At 66.7% G+C, this 20616-nt stretch carries 18 protein-coding genes; 6 read left to right on the forward strand and 12 right to left on the reverse strand.

Features of this window, described 5'->3' with window-relative positions:
- The first annotated feature begins 5 nt into the window (after positions 1-5).
- From IEV87_RS00275 to IEV87_RS00295, 5 genes are read left to right on the forward strand one after another with little or no spacing between them, the layout of a single operon-like run.
- Complete coding sequence (locus IEV87_RS00275) at positions 6-923, forward strand: dihydrodipicolinate synthase family protein (RefSeq protein WP_188475642.1); 918 nt, start codon at positions 6-8, stop codon at positions 921-923.
- A gap of 11 nt (positions 924-934) precedes the next feature.
- Complete coding sequence (locus IEV87_RS00280) at positions 935-2455, forward strand: aldehyde dehydrogenase (NADP(+)) (protein ID WP_188475643.1); 1521 nt, start codon at positions 935-937, stop codon at positions 2453-2455.
- The gene (locus tag IEV87_RS00285) at positions 2452-3351 is read left to right on the forward strand and encodes a 2-dehydro-3-deoxygalactonokinase (protein ID WP_188475644.1); all 900 of its coding nucleotides are present in this window, start codon (positions 2452-2454) and stop codon (positions 3349-3351) included. The genes IEV87_RS00280 and IEV87_RS00285 overlap by 4 nt, the downstream gene beginning before the upstream one ends.
- A complete protein-coding gene (locus IEV87_RS00290) occupies positions 3348-3953 on the forward strand; it encodes a 2-dehydro-3-deoxy-6-phosphogalactonate aldolase (protein WP_188475645.1) in 606 nt (201 codons plus the stop codon). Before IEV87_RS00285 ends, IEV87_RS00290 begins: the two co-directional genes overlap by 4 nt.
- Positions 3950-4804, forward strand: coding sequence for an SMP-30/gluconolactonase/LRE family protein (locus IEV87_RS00295; RefSeq protein ID WP_188475646.1), 855 nt, complete (start codon positions 3950-3952; stop codon positions 4802-4804). The genes IEV87_RS00290 and IEV87_RS00295 overlap by 4 nt, the downstream gene beginning before the upstream one ends.
- A 60-nt stretch (positions 4805-4864) precedes the next feature.
- Here the strand turns inward: IEV87_RS00295 and IEV87_RS00300 are convergent, their stop codons facing one another.
- The 6 genes from IEV87_RS00300 to IEV87_RS00325 all read right to left on the reverse strand — a co-directional run bounded on the left by IEV87_RS00300 (position 4865) and on the right by IEV87_RS00325 (position 11557).
- The gene (locus IEV87_RS00300; protein ID WP_188475647.1) at positions 4865-6568 is read right to left on the reverse strand and encodes an ABC transporter ATP-binding protein; all 1704 of its coding nucleotides are present in this window, start codon (positions 6566-6568) and stop codon (positions 4865-4867) included.
- Positions 6569-6641: 73 nt separating this feature from the next.
- Complete coding sequence (locus IEV87_RS00305) at positions 6642-7670, reverse strand: siderophore-interacting protein (protein WP_188475648.1); 1029 nt, start codon at positions 7668-7670, stop codon at positions 6642-6644.
- Positions 7667-8497 carry an ABC transporter ATP-binding protein gene (locus tag IEV87_RS00310; RefSeq protein WP_188475649.1) on the reverse strand — a complete coding sequence of 277 codons (831 nt, stop codon included), beginning with the start codon at positions 8495-8497 and terminating at the stop codon, positions 7667-7669. Before IEV87_RS00310 ends, IEV87_RS00305 begins: the two co-directional genes overlap by 4 nt.
- Positions 8494-9534 (reverse strand): FecCD family ABC transporter permease, encoded by a 1041-nt coding sequence (locus IEV87_RS00315; RefSeq protein WP_373284019.1) that lies wholly within the window; start codon positions 9532-9534, stop codon positions 8494-8496. Before IEV87_RS00315 ends, IEV87_RS00310 begins: the two co-directional genes overlap by 4 nt.
- Positions 9535-9536: 2 nt before the next feature.
- Complete coding sequence (locus tag IEV87_RS00320; RefSeq protein WP_188475650.1) at positions 9537-10571, reverse strand: FecCD family ABC transporter permease; 1035 nt, start codon at positions 10569-10571, stop codon at positions 9537-9539.
- A complete protein-coding gene (locus IEV87_RS00325; protein WP_188475651.1) occupies positions 10568-11557 on the reverse strand; it encodes an iron-siderophore ABC transporter substrate-binding protein in 990 nt (329 codons plus the stop codon). Before IEV87_RS00325 ends, IEV87_RS00320 begins: the two co-directional genes overlap by 4 nt.
- A 336-nt stretch (positions 11558-11893) precedes the next feature.
- On the opposite strand from IEV87_RS00325, the gene IEV87_RS00330 reads away from it, so the two are divergent.
- The gene (locus tag IEV87_RS00330) at positions 11894-14026 is read left to right on the forward strand and encodes a TonB-dependent siderophore receptor (protein WP_188475652.1); all 2133 of its coding nucleotides are present in this window, start codon (positions 11894-11896) and stop codon (positions 14024-14026) included.
- Positions 14027-14077: 51 nt separating this feature from the next.
- On the opposite strand, the gene IEV87_RS00335 is transcribed toward IEV87_RS00330, so the two are convergent.
- From IEV87_RS00335 to IEV87_RS00360, 6 genes are all read right to left on the reverse strand, one after another.
- Positions 14078-14953, reverse strand: a complete 876-nt coding sequence (locus tag IEV87_RS00335) for a helix-turn-helix domain-containing protein (protein WP_188475653.1) — start codon at positions 14951-14953, stop codon at positions 14078-14080.
- Between the two features lie 180 nt (positions 14954-15133).
- Positions 15134-16141, reverse strand: a complete 1008-nt coding sequence (locus IEV87_RS00340) for an ABC transporter ATP-binding protein (protein ID WP_188475654.1) — start codon at positions 16139-16141, stop codon at positions 15134-15136.
- The gene (locus IEV87_RS00345; RefSeq protein ID WP_188475655.1) at positions 16138-17103 is read right to left on the reverse strand and encodes an ABC transporter ATP-binding protein; all 966 of its coding nucleotides are present in this window, start codon (positions 17101-17103) and stop codon (positions 16138-16140) included. The genes IEV87_RS00340 and IEV87_RS00345 overlap by 4 nt, the downstream gene beginning before the upstream one ends.
- Positions 17100-17969 carry an ABC transporter permease gene (locus tag IEV87_RS00350; protein ID WP_188475656.1) on the reverse strand — a complete coding sequence of 290 codons (870 nt, stop codon included), beginning with the start codon at positions 17967-17969 and terminating at the stop codon, positions 17100-17102. Before IEV87_RS00350 ends, IEV87_RS00345 begins: the two co-directional genes overlap by 4 nt.
- Positions 17966-18940 carry an ABC transporter permease gene (locus IEV87_RS00355; protein ID WP_188475657.1) on the reverse strand — a complete coding sequence of 325 codons (975 nt, stop codon included), beginning with the start codon at positions 18938-18940 and terminating at the stop codon, positions 17966-17968. The genes IEV87_RS00350 and IEV87_RS00355 overlap by 4 nt, the downstream gene beginning before the upstream one ends.
- 56 nt (positions 18941-18996) lie before the next feature.
- Entirely contained in the window at positions 18997-20595 is a 1599-nt protein-coding gene (locus IEV87_RS00360) for an ABC transporter substrate-binding protein (RefSeq protein WP_188475658.1), read from the reverse strand.
- Between the last annotated feature and the right edge of the window lie 21 nt (positions 20596-20616).

The following is a 20616-nucleotide window of genomic DNA, read 5'->3' on the forward strand; positions in this document are numbered from 1 at the left end:
CCAAGATGAAAACCCCACTTACCGGAATCCTCCCGGTCGCCCCGACCCCGTTTCATGCCGATGGCTCTATCGACCCGGATGGCATGCGCCGTGTGCTTGACTGCATGATCGACCAGGGCGTCGATGCGATCTGCATCCTCGCCAACTATTCCGAACAGTTTCTGCTGTCGGACGATGAACGCGCGATCCTCACCAAGGTCAGTCTGGAGCATGTCGCGGGTCGTGTGCCGGTTATCGTGACGATCAGCCATTTCGCCACGGACATCGTCGTCTATCGTGCGAAACAGGCTCAGACCCTCGGGGCGTCCATGCTGATGATGATGCCGCCGTACCATGGCGTCGGGCTGGCTCCTGCCGAACAGGGGGTCTTTGAACATTTCGCCGCCGTGTCGGATGCGGTGACGATTCCGATCATGGTGCAGGATGCGCCTCTGTCGGGTGTGGCCCTGTCGGTGCCGCTGCTGGTTCGCATGGCGAAGGAGATCGAGAATGTCTCCTACTTCAAGATGGAGACGCCCTTCGCCGCCGACAAGCTGGCCGCGCTGATCGAGATGGGCGGAGAGCACATCACCGGCCCGTTCGACGGAGAAGAGGCGGTGACGCTGCTGGCCGACCTTGACGCGGGCTGTACCGGCACGATGACCTCGGCGCTCCAGCCCGAGAAGATCCGCCCGATCGTCACAGAATATCGCGCGGGCAACACGGATGCCGCGCTTGAACAGTGGAAGCTCTGCCTGCCACTCATCAACCACGAGAACCGCCAATGCGGCCTGCGCGCCGCCAAGACGGTGATGATGGAAGGCGGCGTGATCGGATCGGACTATGTCCGCCATCCGCTGAAACCCCTGTCCCCCCGGACCAAGGACCGGCTCCTGTCGCTGTCGCGCGAACTGGACCTGATCGCGCTGAGCTGGGGCAAATAGAGAGAAATCGCATGACGTATCAACCGCACGGAAAACATCTGATCGCCGGCGAATGGGTCGGCTCGTCCTCGACATTCGCGTCTCAGCCGGTCGACGGTCTGTCGCATGACACGGCGAACGGCGGGGCAGAGGAGGTCGACCGCGCGGTGCGCGCGGCGGAGGAGGCCTTCTGGACCTATGGCTACACCACCCGGGCCGCGCGCGCGGCCTTCCTGCGCGCCATTGCCGAGGAGATAGAGGCGCGCGCCGACCAGATCACCGAGATCGGCACCCGTGAATCCGGCCTGCCCGAGGGACGGCTGCAGGGGGAACGGGGGCGCACGACCGGCCAGCTGCGGCTCTTCGCCGATCACATCGAGGCGGGTGATTACCTGGATCGACGCCATGACCCCGCGCTGCCCGACCGCCAACCCCTGCCGCGTCCCGATCTGAAGATGGTGCAGCGCCCGATCGGACCGGTCGCCGTCTTCGGGGCGTCCAACTTCCCGCTCGCCTTCTCGACCGCCGGAGGGGACACCGCCTCGGCCCTGGCCGCAGGGTGTCCCGTCGTGGTCAAGGGCCATCCGGCGCATCCTGGCACCGGAGAGATCGTGGCCGAGGCGATCCATGCCGCCATCGCCAGATGCGGCATGCCCGCCGGCACCTTCAGCCTCGTGCAGGGAAATACCAACGATCTGGGCGCCGCGCTGGTGCAGCACCCGCTGATCACCGCCGTCGGCTTTACCGGATCGCTTGGCGCCGGTCGTGCGCTTTACGACCTCTGTGCCGCGCGACCGGTGCCGATCCCGTTTTTCGGAGAGCTGGGCAGCGTGAATCCGATGTTCCTTCTGCCCGTGGCGCTATCGTCGCGCGGCGCGGATCTGGCCAAGGGCTGGGCCGGATCGCTGACCATGGGGGCGGGACAGTTCTGCACCAACCCCGGTGTGATCGTGCTGATCGACGGGCCCGATGCGGACAGCTTTACCGAAGCGGCACGATCGGCCCTGTCGGGTATCGGCGCGCAGACCATGCTGACCGAGGGGATCGCAAAGGCCTATCGCGCAGGCCGCGACCGGGTGGCCGGGACCAAGGGTGTGCAGGAAGTGCTGACGTCGGTCTGCGATCTGCGGAACGCCACACCCTACCTCTTCGCCACGACAGGGGAGGAATGGCTGGCGAACGCGGCGCTCGGGCACGAGGTGTTCGGTCCGCTCGGCGTGATCGTGCGTGTCAGCGACGCCGACCAGATGCGGGCGGTGGCCCGGTCGCTGGAGGGTCAGCTGACCTGCACGCTGATGATGGACGAGGGCGATACGGATATGGCACGGAGCCTGATGCCCATCCTCGACCGCAAGGCGGGTCGCATTCTGACCAACGGCTATCCGACCGGCGTCGAGGTCTGCGACAGCATGGTGCACGGCGGGCCTTACCCTGCCTCTACCAACTTCGGCGCGACCAGCGTCGGCACGTTGGCGATCCGCCGATTCCTGCGGCCGGTCTGCTACCAGAACATGCCGGACGCGCTGCTGCCCGACGACCTGCGCGACGCATGACCGCGCCGGACTGGATCGCGGTCGACTGGGGCACGTCCAACCTGCGGGTCTGGGCGATGACCTCGGATGGCGCGGTCCTGGCGGAGCGGGCGTCGGACAGGGGTATGGGCACTCTTGCCCCGGACCAGTTCGAAGCGGCGTTTCTGGACCTTGCGGAAGATTTCCTGCGGGCCGGCCGGATGACGGTGGTGGTCTGCGGCATGGCAGGCGCACGCGGAGGCTGGTGCGAGGCGGGTTATGTCGCGGTCCCGGCGATGCCCGGGCGGGGGGCGACGACGCGTGTCACCGCACAGGATCCCCGGCTCGACGTGACGATCCTGCCGGGGCTCTCGCAGGCAGACCCGCCGGATGTCATGCGCGGGGAAGAGACGCAGATCGCAGGGGTTCTTTCCCGGTTTCCCGATTTCGACGGCGTGATCTGCCTGCCCGGTACCCATACAAAGTGGGTGCGGGTCGCCGGGGGCAGCGTCCGGGAGTTCCGGACCTTCATGACCGGAGAGCTGTACGCCCTGCTGTCGCGGCATTCGATCCTGAGGCTGGGGATGGACGACGACTGGAACGCCGTGGCATTTGCCGGCGGCGTGACGGACGGCCTGGCGGATCCCGGCGGTCTGAGCGGGGCGCTCTTCGGTCTGCGCGCGCGCGGCTTGCTGCAGTCCCCGCGAGCCGGAGAGACGCGGGCCCGGCTGTCGGGGCTTCTCGTCGGGCTCGAACTTGCCGGGGCACGGTCGTTCTGGGACAGGGCCGGTGTGGTCGTGGTCGGCGACGAACGAACGCGCGAGCTCTATGGAAGTCTGACCGAACTCGCCGCAGATGTCCGTTTTGTCGATGCGAGAGAGATGACGCTGGCGGGGCTGACAAGCGCGCATGCCGATCTCACAGGAGGCACCGAATGACCCGAAACATCATGGCGATCCTGCGCGGCGTCGAACCGGACCACGCTGTCGCGATTGCCGCAGCACTGATCGACGCCGGGATCACGATCATCGAGGTGCCGCTGAACTCGCCCGAGCCGCTTGTCTCCATCCGGCGGATGGCTGCGACACATGGTGAACAGGCGCGGATCGGGGCGGGCACCGTGCTGACGCCCGACCAGGTGTCGGAGGTCGCCGCGGCTGGCGGGACATTCGTCGTCTCGCCCAACATGGAGCCGGAGGTGATCCGCGCGACCGGGCGACATGGGCTGACATCATATCCCGGCGTCATGACGCCAACCGAATGCTTTTCGGCACTGGCTGCCGGAGCCGACGCGCTGAAGCTCTTTCCCGGTGAGATCATCGGGCCGGCCGGGCTGAAGGCGATGCGGGCGGTCCTGCCCGGGGATGTGCCGGTCTGGGCCGTCGGCGGCGTATCCGACGGGACGCTTTCCGACTGGTTCGCAGCGGGTGCGCGTGGAGTCGGTGTCGGTAGCGCGCTTTTCAAACCCGGCGACACGGCTGAAACGGTGGCTGCGAAAGCACGGCTGTTTGTAGCGCGCTACGACGAGGTGACCGCGTGACCCCGGGGGCCAGACCATACGACGACCGCCGCTGCGAACTGGGGGAAGGGCCGCTCTGGCATCCCGAGCGCGGGCAGCTTTTCTGGTTCGATATCCTGGGGCGGCGGCTCTTGTCCCGTGTCGGCGACGTGCCGCTTGAGTGGAGGTTTGACGAATACCATTCCGCCGCCGGGTGGATCGACCGCGATACCCTGCTGATCGCGTCGGAAACCGGTCTCTGGCGGTTTGATGTCGAGACAGGTCAGCGGGAACCGGTCGCCGCGCTCGAAGCCGATGACCCGACGACGCGGTCCAATGACGGTCGGGCGGATCCGTATGGCGGGTTCTGGATCGGGACAATGGGCAAGAAGGCCGAAGCCGGGCGCGGCGCGATCTATCGGTTCTACCGGGGAGAGCTGCGGCGTCTCTTTTCCGGCATGACAATCCCGAACAGCATCTGCTTCGCGACCGACGGCACATCGGCCTATTACGCGGATACGCGTGGGGGCCGGATCATGCGGCAACCCCTGGGGAAAGACGGGTGGCCGGATGGCGCTCCGGTCCTGTTCGCGGACCCGGGCGCGGAAGGTTTCCATCCCGACGGTTCGGTGGTCGATTCGGCAGGCGCTCTCTGGAATGCGCAGTGGGGTGCGGGCCGGGTCGTTCGGTATCTTGCGGACGGAACGGTCGACCGCGTCGTTGCGTTCGACGCGGCGCAGACCTCCTGCCCGGCATTCGGCGGACCGGAGATGCAGACACTTTTCGTGACAAGTGCGTGGGAAGGAATTGCACACCCGGATCAATGGCAGGGACGGGTGTTCCAGGCGGACGCGGGCGTGCGGGGCATGGCCGAACGAGCCGTGCGGTTCTGAAGGCACCTTGGCTAATTCAGCGCACCGAGTTTCCACCCCGATACGGAATTCGCCGATGTCTCAGGCTGTGTTCAGCCGGGCGTACCGTCCCGCTGTCCGACGAAGTTCGGCATCGGTTCCCATCTCCACAATCCGGCCCCCGTCCATCACGGCAATGCGGTCGGCGTCGCGGATGGTTGCCAGGCGGTGCGCGATCACCAGCGTCGTGCGATTGCGCGACAGGTCGGTCAGGGAAGACTGGATCAGCCGTTCGGTTTCCGTATCAAGCGCCGATGTCGCCTCGTCCAGGATCAGGATCGGCGGGTTCTTGAGGAAGGCGCGTGCAATCGCCACCCGCTGTTTCTGCCCGCCCGACAACATCACGCCGCGTTCGCCCACCACGGTATCCAGACCCGCGGGCAGGTCAGCGATCATTCCGGACAGCTGGGCCCGGTCCGCGGCCTGACGGATCTCGTCCTCGGTCGCGTCAAGACGACCGTAGGCTATGTTCTCGCGCAGGGTGCCGCCGAACAGGAACACGTCCTGGCTGACGATCCCGATCTGACGGCGGAGCGACTTCAGGGTCATCGTCCGGATATCCTGCCCGTCGATCAGGATACGCCCCGCGGTCGGCTGATAGAACCGCGGCACCAGCGAAATCAGCGTCGTCTTTCCCGCGCCGGACGGGCCGACGAAGGCCATCGTCTCTCCGGGGCGGACGGTGAGCGAGACATCGTGAAGCACAGGGCGGTCGTCGCCGTAGTCGAAGCTGACCGCGTCGAATGCAACCTCTCCGCGCAGGGAGGGTGCCGGTCTGGCGTCGGGGCTGTCCGCCACGTCCGGCGCTGTCTCCATCAGTTCGAGATAGCGGCGGAAGCCCGCGATGCCGCGCGGGTAGACTTCGATCACCGCGGCGATCTTGTCGAGCGGACGGAAGAACACACCGACCAGCAGCAGGAAGGCGACAAACCCCCCGGTGCTGAGCGACCCGTTCAGCACGAAGATCGCGCCTGCGACCATCACGATCACCTGGATCAGGCGCATCCCCATGTAATTGAGTGCGGATGACGCCGCCATCACCCTGTAGGCCGCCAGTTTGGTGCTGCGGTAGGCGGCGTTGTCCTTGGCGAACAGCGCTTTTTCGTGGTCCTCATTGGCGAAGGCCTGAACCACGCGCATGCCGCCGACGTTTTCCTCGAGCCGGATGTTGAACGACGCGACGCGGGAATAGATCTCGCGCCAGGTGCGGGTCATCCGGCCGCCGTAGAACACGACGATGGCAACGCAGGCGGGCACGATGGCGGCGGTGATCAGCGCCAGTTCGACGTCGATGGTGAGCATCAGCAGGAAGGCCCCGACAAAGGTCATCACCGCGATGAACAGGTCCTCGGGCCCGTGGTGCGCGACCTCTCCGATCTCCTCGAGATCCCGGGTGACGCGGGCGACCAGCTTTCCGGTGCGGACCTTGTCGAAATAGCTGAACGACAGCCGCTGCAGGTGGTCGAAGGCGCGGCGGCGCATCTCGGTCTCTATGTTGATGCCAAGCATGTGGCCCCAGTAGATCACCACCGCCATGAGCCCCGCATTGACGAGGTAGATCACCAGCAGCCCGACCGCAGCGAGAACGGTCAGGGGCAGATCGCCCGACGGCAGCAGCCGGTCGATGAAGGCCTGCACGGCCAGCGGAAACGCCAGTTCCAGCAGGCCGGAAAGCACAGCACAGCCGAAATCCAGCCAGAACAGGGCTTTCCACGGGCGGTAGTAGTCGAAGAACTGGCGAAGCATGGCGGTCTGTTCCGTGGCGGGCTGGGGCAGAGGTCTTGTGTATCCTCCACCGGGGGCGAGCGGGCAAGGGCCGTCAGGCTTCCCAGTAATAGGCGAAATAACCTCCCTTCGGACCGACGCCGAGCGTGTCGCGGAAACGGGCCTTGGCCTTGCGGACCAGTTCCTTTTCGGCGGCGATCCAGACGTAGCTGTCCGCGCCCCCGGGCAGCGGGGCGGTCGCCAGCACATCCCAGAGCGTTTCGTTCCGGCTGCGCAGCCGCCACGTCACCTCCATTCCGGCGGGGTGGTGCAGATCACAGATGTCCTCCTCCGTGCCGACCTCCAGCACCACGCGGCCGCGCCGGTCGGCGGCAGAGCGTTCGAGGATGCGGCGGATGGCGGGCAGCGCTGTTTCGTCCCCGGCGATCAGCAGGTCCTGTCCCGGCGGGAAATCCCCGCTGCCGGGGCCCGTGATGCCGACAACCTCACCGCCCTGCACAGACCGGGCCCAGGTGGTGGTGCGCCCGCCCTCATGTTCGAACACGTCGAAGGAAAAGCGCCCCTTGCCCGGATCGAGGTCGACAAAGGTGTAGACAGCGCGGTGCAGCTGATCCGCGCCGGAGGGCATGACGGTCCGGCCGTTGTCGTCCAGCCGCGGCCAGACCGGGGCGCGCCCCTCCGGCGGCAGGAGGAGGGAGAAGTGCATCCCGCGCCCTTCGTCCAGCCGCTTCGTGTCGGCGCAGTCCAGTTCGATCCGCAGGAAGCGTGGCGCCACGCGCCAGACCCGCCGGACGCTGGCGGTCGCGAAGTTCAGCGGTGCACGGTTGCGGAGGAAATCGCCTTGCCATTCCCCCGAAAGCCCCGGCGCGACATGGTCTAGGATATGCAGCAGGTAATCCCGTATGTTCTGAAGCGACACCGCGTCGATGGCATCGACCTGCACGTTCAGGCGCGCCGCGTTGCGCTCCATCGCCACACGGGCCAGCGGCACGGTGACGGTCATGGCGGTCGCGCTTTCTTCGACCTGAAGCTCCGCCTCCCGCGCATGGGCGGCGATATGCGGGATCAGGTCGTCGGGGAGGGGGCCGCCGAAGATCGCGCTGGCATGTGCGATGTAGGTCACTCGGACGCTTCCTTCATAGCGGTTTCGTTGGCTGGGACAGGCACGAGGTGGCGGCCAAGCGGCAGCATCATCGGCTTGCCCGAGGTCGGATCGGTCATCACGTGGCAGGGCACGCCAAAGACCTGTTCGACCATGTCTTCGGTCAGGACGTCCCCGGGCGCCCCGGCGGTGTGGACCTGCCCCTGCCGGATCGCGACGAGGTGATCGGCGTATCGCGCGGCAAGGTTGAGGTCGTGCAGCACCATGACGATGGTGGTCCCCCGGCGGCGGTTGAGATCGACCAGCAGATCGAGCACCTCGATCTGGTGCGCGATGTCGAGGAAGGTCGTCGGTTCGTCGAGCAGCAGGATGTCGGTCTCCTGCGCCAGCGCCATGGCGATCCAGACCCGCTGGCGCTGCCCGCCCGAAAGCTCGTCGACCTCCCGGTCGGCCAGGTCGGCGGTCCGCGTCGCGTCCAGCGCGGCTCCAACGGCGCGGTCGTCGGCCTCGGTCCAGCGGGCGAACAGGCCCTGATGCGGGTGGCGGCCGTGGCTGACCAGATCGGCGACCGTGATCCCGTCGGGCGGAATGGGCGACTGCGGCAGCAGCCCGAGGGTGCGCGCGAGGTCGCGGGTTGGGATGTCGCGGACCGCGCGGCCGTCCAGCACGACCTGTCCCCCGCTCGGTTTCAGCAGGCGGGACAGACAGCGCAGCAGCGTGGACTTGCCGCAGGCATTCGCGCCGACAATGGCAGTGATCGCGCCCGGCGGGATGCTGAGGTCCAGCGTCGTCAGGATGGTGCGGGTGCCGTAACCGGCGCTGAGCCTTTCGGCGGTGAGTGTGGTCATGTCTCTCCCCCGGTGCGGTTGGACCGGACGATCAGGTAAATCAGGTAGGGCGCGCCGAGGGCGCCGGTCACGACGCCGACCGGGTAGCGGCCGGTCAGCAGATGCTGGCCGATGTAGTCTCCGACCAGCACCAGCAGGGCGCCGACCAGTGCCGCCGGGATCAGCGGCGACCGCCCCGGGCCGGCGATACGCGTGGCAATCGGTCCGGACAGGAAGGCGACAAAGGCGATCGGGCCGGACACGGCGGTTGCGACTGCGATCAGCCCGACGGCCGCCATGATGGCAAGCACCTTGTCCAGCGCCAGCGGAACGCCAAGCGCGGCGGCGGTATCGTCGCCCAGTCTCATTGCCTCCAGGTTGCTGCGCCGGGCCAGCAGCAGGCCGCCGAGAATGGTCAGGGAGAGCAGGACGGGCAGCGCCTCGGCCAGGGTCGCGCCGTTGACGCTGCCGGTCAGCCAGCGCATCGCCTCCTGCATTGTCCAGGCCGGGGCGCGGGAGACGACATAGGCGATCATGCTGTCCAGCATCGCGGAGAGGCCGATCCCGATCAGGATCAGCCGCGCGCCCGACACGCCGTCGCGCCAGGCCAGCAGGTAGATCAGCAGCGCGACGCCAAGGCCGGCGATGACAGCGATGACCGACACGGCCGGACCACTCCACCCGAGCACGACGATGGCAAAGACCGCGGCGGCGCTGGCCCCGGCGCTGATGCCGATGATGTCGGGACTGGCGAGGGGATTCCGCAGCAGCGTCTGGAAGATCACCCCGCCGAGGCCAAAGCTCATCCCCGTCAGGATCGACAGGGTCGCGCGCGGCAGGCGCAGGTCGAGAATGGCGAAACTGGCGCCGGGCACGGTCTCTCCGGTCAGGACACGCAGCAGGTCGGCGGGCGGGGCCATGGTCGGGCCGGTGACGAGGGTCGCGTAGACGCCGAGCGTCAGGAGCGCGATCATCCCGGCGGCCAGCCGCAGACGGCCGTTGCGCCGCGCGCGGCGCAGCGCCCCGATCCGCGCGGTCGTGGCGGTATGGTCCAGCACGCTCACAGGTCGCGGACCCGGCGCTGGCGGACGATCCAGATGAAGACCGGCGCGCCGATGAAGGCGGTGACGATGCCCACGTCCATCTCGGACGGGCGGGCGACGATGCGGCCGATCACGTCAGCGACGATCAGCAGGGTGCCCCCGGACAGCGCGGAAAACGGCAGCAGCCAGCGATGATCCACCCCGACGAGCAGGCGGCAGACATGCGGCACGACCAGTCCGACAAAGCCGATCGGCCCGCAGATCGCCGTCACCGCACCGCAGAGCAGCACCGCACCAAGCGCCGCCCCCGCCCGTGCCCAGGCGACCTTTGCGCCCAACCCCGCCGCGGCATCGTCGCCCAGGGCCAGCAGGTTCAGGCTGCGCGCGGAAAGAAGGCTCAGGACAAGCCCCGCGACAAGGAACGGCAGGCAGGGCAGGATGGCGTCATAGGTGGCCCCGCCGACACCGCCGATCTGCCATGACAGGACGCCCCCCGCGATGTCGTTGCGCGGCAGGACCACGGCGCGGGTCAGGGACATGGCGGCAATTGCCGTCGCCGCCCCCGCCAGTGCCAGCTTCAGCGGTGTAGCCCCGCCGCGTCCTAGCGACCCGATAGCATAGACGAAACAGGCCGCGACCCCCGCGCCGAGGATCGCGGTCCACAGGAAAGCGCCAAGCGTCTGCATCCCGAACCAGGCCATGCCGATGACCACGGCCATGGATGCGCCGGCATTCACCCCGAGGATCCCGGGATCGGCGAGCGGATTGCGCGTCACGCCCTGCATCACCGCACCGGCAAGGCCAAGCGCCGCCCCGGCCAGCGCCGCCAGCAGGGTGCGGGGGACTCGGACGGCGACAACGGCCTGTGACATGGTGTCGGTCCGGCCCGAGAGTCCGGCAAGGATTTCGGACAGGCTCACCTCCCGCGTGCCGAGGCTGACCGACAGCGCACAGGCGCCGGCCAGCGCCAGCAGCACGACGAGCAGCCATGCGCTGCGCCCCTGCCGGGACCGGCGGAGACCCCGCAGCGTTGCGTCACTGACGTTCGTCATCTGACCCGGCGTGCGGCGTCGGCCAGGCGGCTGACGTAGTCGTCCAGCACCCAGGGGATCGACAGCGGGGTCGGGTTGGCCGCCGTGCCGACCGGATCGTTGCCCAGAAGCACGACCGCGCCGTCTTCGACGGTTTTCATGCGCGATGTCAGCAGGTTCGACTTCACCCGGTCGAACAATGCCCGCCCGCCGTAGCTGACGACGATGTCGACGTCGGCGAAGGCGTCGATCTTCTCCGCGCTCATCTCGCCGCTGTACTTTCCGGGAACCGTCGCCTCGATCACCGCCTGAGGAGAGCGCAGGCCGAGATCCTCGAGGAACCGGACGCGCGGGTCGTTGGCGGAATAGAACCGGATGACGCTGAGGTCGCGGATATCCAGATGGGTGACGAACATCGCGCTTTTTCCGGCGACCTCGGGGTGGTTTGAGACGACTTCAGCGATCTGGCCCTCGATGCGGGCGATCAGCGCCTCTCCCTCCTCCGTCATGCCGAGACCGGCGGAATTCAGGCGGATCATCTCACGCCAGCCGGTCGACCACGGACCATCGGTATAGGGAATGACCGGGGCGATCCGGCTGAGCGTGTCGTAGTCGGACCGGGACAGTCCGGAATAGGCGGCGAGGATGATGTCGGGCTGCGCGGCGGCCACCGCCTCGAAGTCGATGCCGTCGCCTTCGTCGAACAGCGGCGGGACCTCGGCGCCCAGTTCTTCCAGCCGCTTGCCGACCCAGGGCAGCAGACCGTCGCCGTCATCGTCCCCGAAATTCGCCCGCGCGAACCCGACCGGCACGATACCAAGCGCCAGCGGGACCTCGTGATTGGCCCAGGCCACGGTCGCCACGCGCTCCGGCCTGGCCTGCACGGTCGTCTCGCCGAAGGCGTGCCGGACGGTCACAGGGAAATCGTCGGCCACGGCAACCTGCGGTGTGCCCACGCACAGCCAAGCAACGAGGACGATGAGCGTCGATTTGATGTTCGAGGGCATATGACGCAGGCCTCCAGACCGGCTCGGTTCGGGCGAAATTCCAGCCGGGCAAGCGCCCGTCAAGCCGAGCAATCACAGATGGCGCACAATTCCGAGTCTTTTTGACGGGTTTTCCGGAGAATCTGACAAAAACAGTCAAATTATTCAATACATATCGGCGGTCTGCCGCGTTAGGTGCCCTCACAAGGACCCGTCCGGCCGAATCCCGGCAGGGCGGGGCCGGCATTCGACGCCGAAGGATCGACGGGTTCCGCCCCTGGTCCCGAGGCTGCAAGCCATCCGTTCGACCGGGACGGTCAGCCAGCACGGCAGACACATCAAAGCTTGGAACACGTCATGGGGTCACCCTCTTCTCATCATACTCCCTCACACGGTCGCCCGTCCCGCCGACTGTCCCTGCTTCTGGGATGCACCGCGCTGGTCGCCATTCCGCTGACCGCCGTCGCCCAGGATACCGACGAAGCAGGGGCCTACCGCCTGTCGCCGATCATCGTGAACCTGAGCTTCGATGCGGATGACGACGCGGAATCGACCGTCGCGAAAGAGCTGTGGACCGGCGGCAAGGTGGCAACCAGCATCCTGGACACGCCCGCCTCGGTCGCGGTGGTGACCCAGAAGGAGATCACGCAGCGCGACGCGGACAAGGTCGAGGACGTGCTGGAATACACCCCCGGCATCGTCACTGACTATTACGGCACCGACGACCGGAACGATTATTACCTCGTGCGCGGGTTCCAGGCCTCCACCTACCGCGACGGCCTGACGCTTGGCTCAATGCGTGGCGTGCGTGAGGAACCCTTCGCCTTCGAGCGGCTCGAGGTGATGAAGGGCGGCAACTCCACCCTCTTCGGCACCTCCGATCCGGGCGGCACCGTCAACTTCGTCACCAAGACACCGAAGTTCTACCGGTTCGGAGAGGTCTACGGGTCTTACGGATCGCACGATCATGCGGAGATCGGGTTCGACGTCGGCGACGTCATGAACGAGGAAGGGACGGTGGCCTACCGCTTCGTCGGCAAGGTGCAAGACGCCAGCCTGGAATATCCGAATTCGCGCGACGACGAGAAGTTCCTTCTCGGCTCTGTCGCCTACCGGCCGACCGATGTGACGGAGCTGACCTTCTCCGTCGACTACCTCAAGCGCGACGGCACGCCGAACAGCGGCGGCTACCCGCTTGACCGGATCTACGACCGCGACCAGTTCTTCGGCGAGCCGTCGTTCAACTATCACGACGTGGAGCGGCTGACCGTATCCGCCGGTCTGCGCCACGAATTCGAAAACGGGCTGAAGCTGAACGCAAACCTGCGCTACAGCGACCTGACCGACAACTTCGGTTATGTCTATGTCAACGACAGCCCGACCCGCACCGGGACGATGGTGCCGCGCGACTACTTCGGGTCCGACAGCACCGCGGAAGAGCTGATCGGCAATGTCATCCTGCAGTACGACACCACCGTCGGGGCCGCCGACAGCAGCACCCTCGCGGGGTTCGAATTCCGCGATGCATCGACCACCAGCTCATCCTTCTACGGCAACCACACGCCGATCGACACGACCAACCCGGTCTACACCGGCGCGCCGACCGGCTACGCGCCCTACAGCGTGCAGGCGAACAGTTTCACCACCAAATCCGTCTTCCTGCAGCAGAACCTGTCGTTCTCGGACCGCGTGATCGTGACGGTCGGGGCGCGGCATGACTGGCTGGACATCACAAATACGGACAGGCTGGCGGGCACCACGACACAGGCGAGCTTCTCGGAAAACTCCTACCGGGCCGCGCTGACCTACAAGGTCACCGACGAAATCTCGGCCTATGCCAGCTATGTGCAGTCGGTCGCGCCGCCCTCCATCGGCACGCAGCCCGAGCGCGGGGCGCAGTACGAGGCCGGGATCAAGTACCAGCCCGAGGCCTACAACGCGCTGTTCACGGCCTCCGTCTACGACCTGACCAAGTCGAACGTGGTGGTGCCGGTGAACGTGCCGGGGGTCGGCATCGTGCGCCAGACCATCGGTGAATCCCGCGTCCGGGGGATCGAATTCGAGGCCCGCGCAGAACTGGCGGACGGCCTGACCCTGTCGGGGGGCTACAGCTACCAGGACTCCAAATATGTCCGGGGTGTCGTGCGTGGCGTGACGGTTGACGGCAACCAGTTTGCGACGGTGCCGAACCACCTCGCCTCGATCTGGCTGACCTATGACCTGCCCGACACCGGATCCTTCGGGGACGTGACCGTGGGGATCGGTGCGCGCTATATCGGGCCGTACTACTACAACGTCTACAACAACACGGGGAAGAGTCCGGCGCAGACCTATATCGACGCCTCCTTCTCCTATTCCTTCGCCGAGAACACGGAACTCACGATCAACGTGAACAACATCTTCGACCGGCAGTATGTCGTCGGTCGCGGCACGGCGGATTATTACAACAACGGTCGCACGATCACCGCCGCCCTTCGGCGCACCTGGTGAAACGGCCCGTCCCGCCCGGTCCCCTCGGCCGGGCGGGACGTCAGGTCCGTCTCATGGACGGCGCTGGCAGCGGCGCCAGCTGGCCGGGGTCTCTCCGACGATCCGGCGGAAGGCCCGGGTCAGATGCGCCTGATCCGAAAAACCAAGCCGGTCGGCGATGTCGGCCACGCTCAGATCCGACCCGGACAGAAGATCCTGCGCCTGATCGACCCGCTTGCTCAGCTGCCACTGGTGCGGCGTCATCCCGGTGGTGTTGCGGAAGACGAGGGAAAACCAGCTGACGGAGAGGTTCACCGCCTCTGCCATCTGCGCCGTGCTCAGCCGCCGCCCGCGTGATGTGTCGAGCAGCCGCAGCACCTTGCGCATCTGGGCCCCGGTCAGGCGGGCATTGGCGTCCTCCGTCGTGGCGACATTCAGGTCGAGGACGGCAGCCAGGAGGGCGTTGATGATGTTCTCCGCATAGAGGTCATGATGCCGCTTCGCGCGCAGTTCGCTGACCAGCAGGTGCGCCAGCGGTTCGATGTCCGCGATGTCGTCGCGTTCCGAAGGGGTTTCCAGCGCGCGGGTCGCGACCGTCCTCGGCAGGGTGGTCGAGAGGAACTGCACCGCCCAGGAATGGTCGATGTGAATATCGACATGCGCAAAGCTGAGCGGCTTCGAGAAGCTGGTCCGCAGCTGCATCCCGGCGGGGATGAAGATCGCCCGCGCAAGGTGCCGCGTCCTGTCTCCGGTCGTCGCGGAGATGGAGCTCATGTCGTCGAAGAAGATGCTGATGCGCGGGTTGGCGGAGATGTAGTCTCCGGTCGCCCCCCGATCGCCGACGGCCTGCCAATGGGCGACAAGGGCGTTGCCGAACTGCCGCCACTCCACCGGGGAGACGCTGCGCAGGCTGTTGGTATGTCCAGTGAAGTCGTGACTATAGCCCATGGATGACCTTCCGGATTGGCCCGAGGCGATCTGGCTGTCCGCAACGGGGAACTTCCGTGCGGCTGGCTACCGGAGCAACCTACAGGTTCTTGCCTGTCTTCTCAAGCGGATGGCCGGTCTCTGCCGCAGGTGCAGTTATGCGGTGACGCGAGGGGATATGCGCCGCGTCCTGCCGCAGTCTCAGGTTGCGGCCCCCGCGAGGATTTCCTCCGCGAAATGGCAGGCCGCGAACCGATCGGCAGTCAGAGGCTTCAGTGGCGGCTTCTCCGTGCGGCAGATGTCTTTCGCAAACGGGCAGCGCGGGTTGAAGTGACAGCCCGGCGGCGGGGCGTGGGGGGAGGGGACTTCGCCTTCGATCGGAACGAACTGCACCAGGTCGTCCGCATCCAGAACCAGCTCCGGCACGGAGGCGAGCAGGGACCGCGTGTAGGGATGCGCCGGGTCGTTGAAGACGGTTTCGGTGGCTCCTTCCTCAACGATGCGGCCAAGGTACATCACGGCCATGCGGTCGCAGACATGCCGGACCACCGACAGGTCATGCGAGATGAACACGCAGGTCAGGCCAAGGTCCCGGCGAAGGTCGAGGAAAAGGTTGATGATCTGGGCCTGGATCGACACGTCGAGAGAGGCGACGGGTTCGTCGCAGATGAGCAGGTCGGGCTGCATGGCGAGCGCGCGGGCGATGGCAATCCGCTGGCGCTGCCCGCCGGAAAACTGGTGCGGGTAGCGATCCGCCAGCGCGGGGTCCAGCCCGACACGGGCAAACCAGCCGGCAACGTAGTCGCGGGCCTTCGCGCGGGTGGTCAGTCCGTGGGCGACGGGACCCTCGGCCACCGCCTCACCGACCTTCATGCGGGGGTCGAGGCTGGCGAAGGGGTCCTGAAACACCATCTGCACGCGGGTTGTCGTCTTGTTGCCGCCGGTCATCACCGGTTTTCCGTCCAGCAGGACGGTGCCGGTCGACGGCGGAAGGATGCCCGAGATGACGCGCCCGAGGGTGGACTTACCGCAGCCGGACTCCCCGACAAGACCCAGGGTCCGCCCCCTGGGCACGGTGACGGAAACGTCGGTGACGGCCTGCACCGCACGGGTTTCCACATCGGCCCCGAGACGGGCGGCGATCTTTTCACCCAGTGTCAGATGCGGGGCGAAGTGGCGGCTGACGTGGTCGATCGTGAGATAGGTCATGCAGGCTCCGCCGGGTGGAAGCAGGCGACCGCGCGGGTTCCGTCGCGGGTCAGCACGGGTTCTGCCGCGCAGGCCGCCGTCGCGCGGGGGCAGCGGGGGGCGAAAGGACAGCCCGGCGGCAGCGACAAGAGCGAGGGCGTGGTGCCGGGGATCTGCGTCAGCGGCGCGCCGGGTTCGGCCATGGCGGGAAGCGAGGCGATCAGCCCCTGCGTGTAGGGGTGGCGCGGACGGCGCAGGATGTCGGCGGTTGGTCCCTCCTCGACCACGCGGCCCGCGTACATCACGGCGAGGCGTGTCGCGAGGGAGGACACCACGGCGAGGTCGTGGGAGATCCAGATGAGCGACGTCCCGGTCTCGGTCGCCAGCGTCCGCATGGTGGCGAGGATCTGCGCCTGGATCGACACGTCGAGCGCGGTTGTCGGTTCGTCCGCCACGATGACGGAGGGGCGGTGCAGCAGCGCGATGGCAATCGCCACCCGCTGACGCATCCCGCCCGAGAATTCGTGCGGATAGGCGCGCAGGCGCGCGCGGGGGGAGGGGATGCCGACCATGGTCAGCAGTTCCTCCGACCGGGCGGCGGCGGCCCTGCCCGAGATGGACCCGTGCGACTCGAGCGCCATCCTCATCTGCTGGCCCACGGTGAACATCGGGTTGAGCGTGGCGATCGGGTCCTGAAAGACCATGGAGATCTCGCGGCCCCGGCGCCTGCGCAGGTCCCGCTCGGACATGCCGACCAGTTCCGTCCCGTTCAGCCTGACGGAGCCTTCCACGATGCGTCCCGGCGGATCGACCAGCCCGAGCAGAGAGAAGCCGGTCACGGTCTTGCCCGACCCGGACTCTCCGACCAGGCCCATGATCTCGCCCTGCTCCAGCTTGAAGGACACGCCGTCGACAGCTTTCACCACCCCGGCGCGGGTGTGAAAATGGGTCCTCAGCCCCGTGACCTCCAGCACCGGGCTCATTTGCGGAGCCTCGGGTTGAACTGGTCGCGGATCTGGTCGCCGACGATGTTGATCGCCACGATCAGGATGATGAGCGCGATGCCGGGATAGACGGAGATCCAGTACCGCCCCGACATCATGTAGGGAAAGCCGTTGGAGATGAGCATGCCAAGCGACGGCTCCGTCACCGGCAGGCCGAGGCCGAGAAAGGACAGCGTCGCCTCGAGAGAGATGGAGTTGGCGATCTGCACCGTCGCCACGACGATCAGCGGCGGGGTGCAGTTCGGCAGCAGGTGGCGCAGGATCACCCGGCGGGTGGAGAGCGGGGTGGCCCGCGCGGCCTCGATGTAATCCTTGCGGCGTTCCGACTTGGCCGCGCCATAGGCGGTGCGGGCGAAATAGGCGTATTGCGCCGCGACAAGCGCGCCGATCAGCTGCCCCTTGCCCTGGCCGAGAAGCGCGACCAGCACCAGCGCCAGCAGGATCGCGGGGAAGGACAGCTGCAGGTCGACGATCCGCATGATCAGCGTCTCGATCCGTCCGCCCGCATAGGCCGCGAGGATGCCGAGCGCCGCGCCGATGGTCAGCGCGACGCCCCCCGCCGCCAGCCCGATCTGGATCGAGATGCGCAGCCCGTAGAGGATCGCCGACAGCAGATCCCGGCCCTGCGGATCGGTGCCAAGGACATGGGCATAGCCGCCAGAGCCGACGAACCCGGGCGGGCGGCGGGCGTCCATCAGCGACAGGCCGGTCATGTCATAGGGATCCTGCGGCGTGATCAGCGGCGCGAAGATCGCCAGCAGCACGACGAGGACGACAACGACCAGCGCGACCAGCGCGATGCGGTTCTCGCGGAATTCGGACCAGAAACGGGCGAGGGGGGTCATTCGGTTGCTCCTGCCCGGATGCGCGGGTCGATCAGGGCGAAGACGAGGTCCACCGTGAAGTTGATCAGCACGAAGAGGAAGGCGACGAGGATCAGGTAGGCGACCATCACGGGCCGGTCGAGCACACCGATGGAATCGATGATCAGCTTGCCGACGCCGGGCCAGGAAAAGATCGTCTCCGTCACCACGGCGAAGGCGAGGGTCGAGCCGAGTTCCAGTCCGAAGACGGTGATGATCGGGATGGAGATCAGCTTGAGCAGGTGACGCCGCAGGATCACCGCTTCGGAGATCCCGGCGGCGCGGGCGAACTTGATCGTGTCGGTCAGCATGATCTCGCGCGTTCCGGCGCGGGCGAGGCGGATCATCATCGCCAGCTTGAACAGCGCGAGGTTGATCGCGGGCAGGACGATATGGCTCAGCCCGTCGAGCGTGAGGAAGGAAAAGGGCACGCCCCAGACCAGCACCGTGTCGCCGCGCCCGCCCGCGGGCAGCCAGCCGAGGTTGACCGCGAAGGTGAGGATCAGGATCAGGCCGACCCAGAAGCTCGGTACCGAAAAACCCAGGACCGAAACCGCCATGATTGTCTTGGACAGCCAGCTGTCAGGCCGGTATCCGGCGTAGACGCCAAGCGAAACGCCCAGAACCGTCGCGGACAGGACGGAGATCAGGACAAGCTCCAGCGTGGCGGGAAGGCGTCCGCCGATCAGTTCCAGAACAGGGATGTTGTAGACAAAGCTGCGGCCGAAATCGCCCTGCATCAGGTTGCCGGCAAAGGTCAGGTACTGCTTCCAGAGCGGCTGGTCGAGACCGAGGCGGCGGATCGCCTCTTCCCGCAGGTCCTGCGTCGCGTCGGGCGGGATCACGATGTCGATCGGGTTGCCGATCGCATAGACGCCGCAGAACACGATCACCGACATGACGGCCATCACCATGATGGCCTGCAGCAGGCGCTGTATGACGAAGCCAAGCATGGGGGGACCTTCGGATCGGCTCCGGGCGGAGAGGGGCCGCCCGGAGCCTCAGGGCATCAGGATGCGGGCTTCATGAAGAAGGCCAGCGTGTCCTCGTCGAAGCGCGGGGTGAAGGTCAGCGCCCCCGCCTTCGCCGCCCAGACCGTCTGCAGCTGCACGATGGAGATGTAGGCCTTGTCGGCCATCGTTTTTGCCATTGCTTCCTCGTACATGCCGCGACGGGCGTCCGCGTCGAGCGTCGTCGCGCCCTCCTGCAGCAGCTTGTCCACCTCGGGGTTGGAATAGGCGATGCGGTTGAACGCGCCCATTTTCACGTCGGGGTTGTTGGTGTGCGCCAGACCGCCAAGCGTGTAGGACGCCTCGCCGGTCAGGGTGCCCCATCCGTTCATGAACATGGAATATTCCAGCCGTCCCTGCGCCGGGAAATAGACTGTCTTGGAGACCGCATTGACGTTGGTCTTGATCCCCACTGCAGAGAGCATCTGGCCCAGACCCTGGCAGATCGCGCCATCGCCCGGCAGCCGGTCTGAGGTGCAGTAGAGGTCGACCTCGAATCCGTCGGCATATCCGGCCTCTGCCAGCAGGTCCTTGGCTTTCTGCGGATCGTACTCCGGCATCGGGATGTCGTCGTTCGACCCGAAGAAGCCCGCGGGCATCATCTGGTTGGCGGGCTTGCCCAGGCCTTCCAGCACGATCTCGACCATGGTCTCGCGGTCGATGGCGGCGTCGATCGCCTCGCGCACCTTCATGTCGCGGAACGGGTTCGCGTCCAGCTTTGACCCGTCCTTGGCCCGGACCATCGGCGTGTCTTCACGCTGATCGAGCTGGAGGTTCATGATGTAGACGGAGTCGCCCTTGATCGTGTCGACCGCGCTGTCGCTTTCCAGCGCGAGGTAGTCGACGGAGGAGACGTAGTTGATGACATCGACCTGCCCGGCCTTCAGCGCGGCCAGTCGGGAGCTGTCGTTCGGCATCTCCTTGCGGGTCACCTTTTCCCAGGCACCCTCGCCGCGCCAGTAGTCGTCGAAGCGCTCGAGCACGAGGTCGCCCTTCGGTTCCCAGGACACGTACTTGTAGGGGCCGGTGCCAATGGTCGCCTTGCCGGAGTTGAACCCTTCGGCGGCGGTTTCGGGCGTGGAATAGTCCTTCGCCGCGTCGGAGGAGACGATGAACAGGCGGACGAAGTCATAGGGCAGGGTCGCCGCCGGGCCGTCGGTATGGATCAGCAGGGTAAGGGGATCGACGATCTCGACCTCCTTCACGCGGCGGACGTAGATCGTGGTGGTCGTGGGGCCCGAGACGACCGGGATGCGCTCGATGGAGAACTTGACGTCCTCGGCGTCGAAATCGCTGCCGTCGTGGAATTTCACGCCTTCGCGCAGCTTGAATTCCCAGGTGTCGTCATCGACCGGCGTCCACTCGGTCGCGAGGCCCGGCTCGATCTGCAGGTCGTCGCCGGACCAGACCAGCGTGTCGAAGATGTGCTTCGCCGCTTCGGCATGGGACCCGAGCGCGGAGAAGTGCGGATCGAGCGACTCGGGCCCGCCGCGCACGCCCATCACCAGTTCCTGAGAAAAGACCTGCGCAGGGGCGACAGCGCCCGCCATCAGACCGATCGCGACCGCAGCGGGCCGCAGAAGTGCCATATGTTTCATCTCATAACCATCCTGTTGGTT

The organism is Primorskyibacter flagellatus (assembly GCF_014638275.1).
GTDB classification, from domain to species: Bacteria; Pseudomonadota; Alphaproteobacteria; order Rhodobacterales; family Rhodobacteraceae; genus Pseudooceanicola; species Pseudooceanicola flagellatus_A.

What these genes read in the sequence shown, in the direction of transcription:
- IEV87_RS00275 (WP_188475642.1), top strand. Translation starts at nt 6, where the DNA reads ATGAAAACCCCACTTACCGGAATCCTCCCGGTCGCCCCGACCCCGTTT.
- IEV87_RS00280 (WP_188475643.1), top strand. Translation starts at nt 935, where the DNA reads ATGACGTATCAACCGCACGGAAAACATCTGATCGCCGGCGAATGGGTC.
- IEV87_RS00285 (WP_188475644.1), top strand. Translation starts at nt 2,452, where the DNA reads ATGACCGCGCCGGACTGGATCGCGGTCGACTGGGGCACGTCCAACCTG.
- IEV87_RS00290 (WP_188475645.1), top strand. Translation starts at nt 3,348, where the DNA reads ATGACCCGAAACATCATGGCGATCCTGCGCGGCGTCGAACCGGACCAC.
- IEV87_RS00300 (WP_188475647.1), bottom strand. Translation starts at nt 6,568, where the DNA reads ATGCTTCGCCAGTTCTTCGACTACTACCGCCCGTGGAAAGCCCTGTTC.
- IEV87_RS00310 (WP_188475649.1), bottom strand. Translation starts at nt 8,497, where the DNA reads ATGACCACACTCACCGCCGAAAGGCTCAGCGCCGGTTACGGCACCCGC.
- IEV87_RS00320 (WP_188475650.1), bottom strand. Translation starts at nt 10,571, where the DNA reads ATGACGAACGTCAGTGACGCAACGCTGCGGGGTCTCCGCCGGTCCCGG.
- IEV87_RS00325 (WP_188475651.1), bottom strand. Translation starts at nt 11,557, where the DNA reads ATGCCCTCGAACATCAAATCGACGCTCATCGTCCTCGTTGCTTGGCTG.
- IEV87_RS00330 (WP_188475652.1), top strand. Translation starts at nt 11,894, where the DNA reads ATGGGGTCACCCTCTTCTCATCATACTCCCTCACACGGTCGCCCGTCC.
- IEV87_RS00335 (WP_188475653.1), bottom strand. Translation starts at nt 14,953, where the DNA reads ATGGGCTATAGTCACGACTTCACTGGACATACCAACAGCCTGCGCAGC.
- IEV87_RS00340 (WP_188475654.1), bottom strand. Translation starts at nt 16,141, where the DNA reads ATGACCTATCTCACGATCGACCACGTCAGCCGCCACTTCGCCCCGCAT.
- IEV87_RS00345 (WP_188475655.1), bottom strand. Translation starts at nt 17,103, where the DNA reads ATGAGCCCGGTGCTGGAGGTCACGGGGCTGAGGACCCATTTTCACACC.
- IEV87_RS00350 (WP_188475656.1), bottom strand. Translation starts at nt 17,969, where the DNA reads ATGACCCCCCTCGCCCGTTTCTGGTCCGAATTCCGCGAGAACCGCATC.
- IEV87_RS00355 (WP_188475657.1), bottom strand. Translation starts at nt 18,940, where the DNA reads ATGCTTGGCTTCGTCATACAGCGCCTGCTGCAGGCCATCATGGTGATG.
- IEV87_RS00360 (WP_188475658.1), bottom strand. Translation starts at nt 20,595, where the DNA reads ATGAAACATATGGCACTTCTGCGGCCCGCTGCGGTCGCGATCGGTCTG.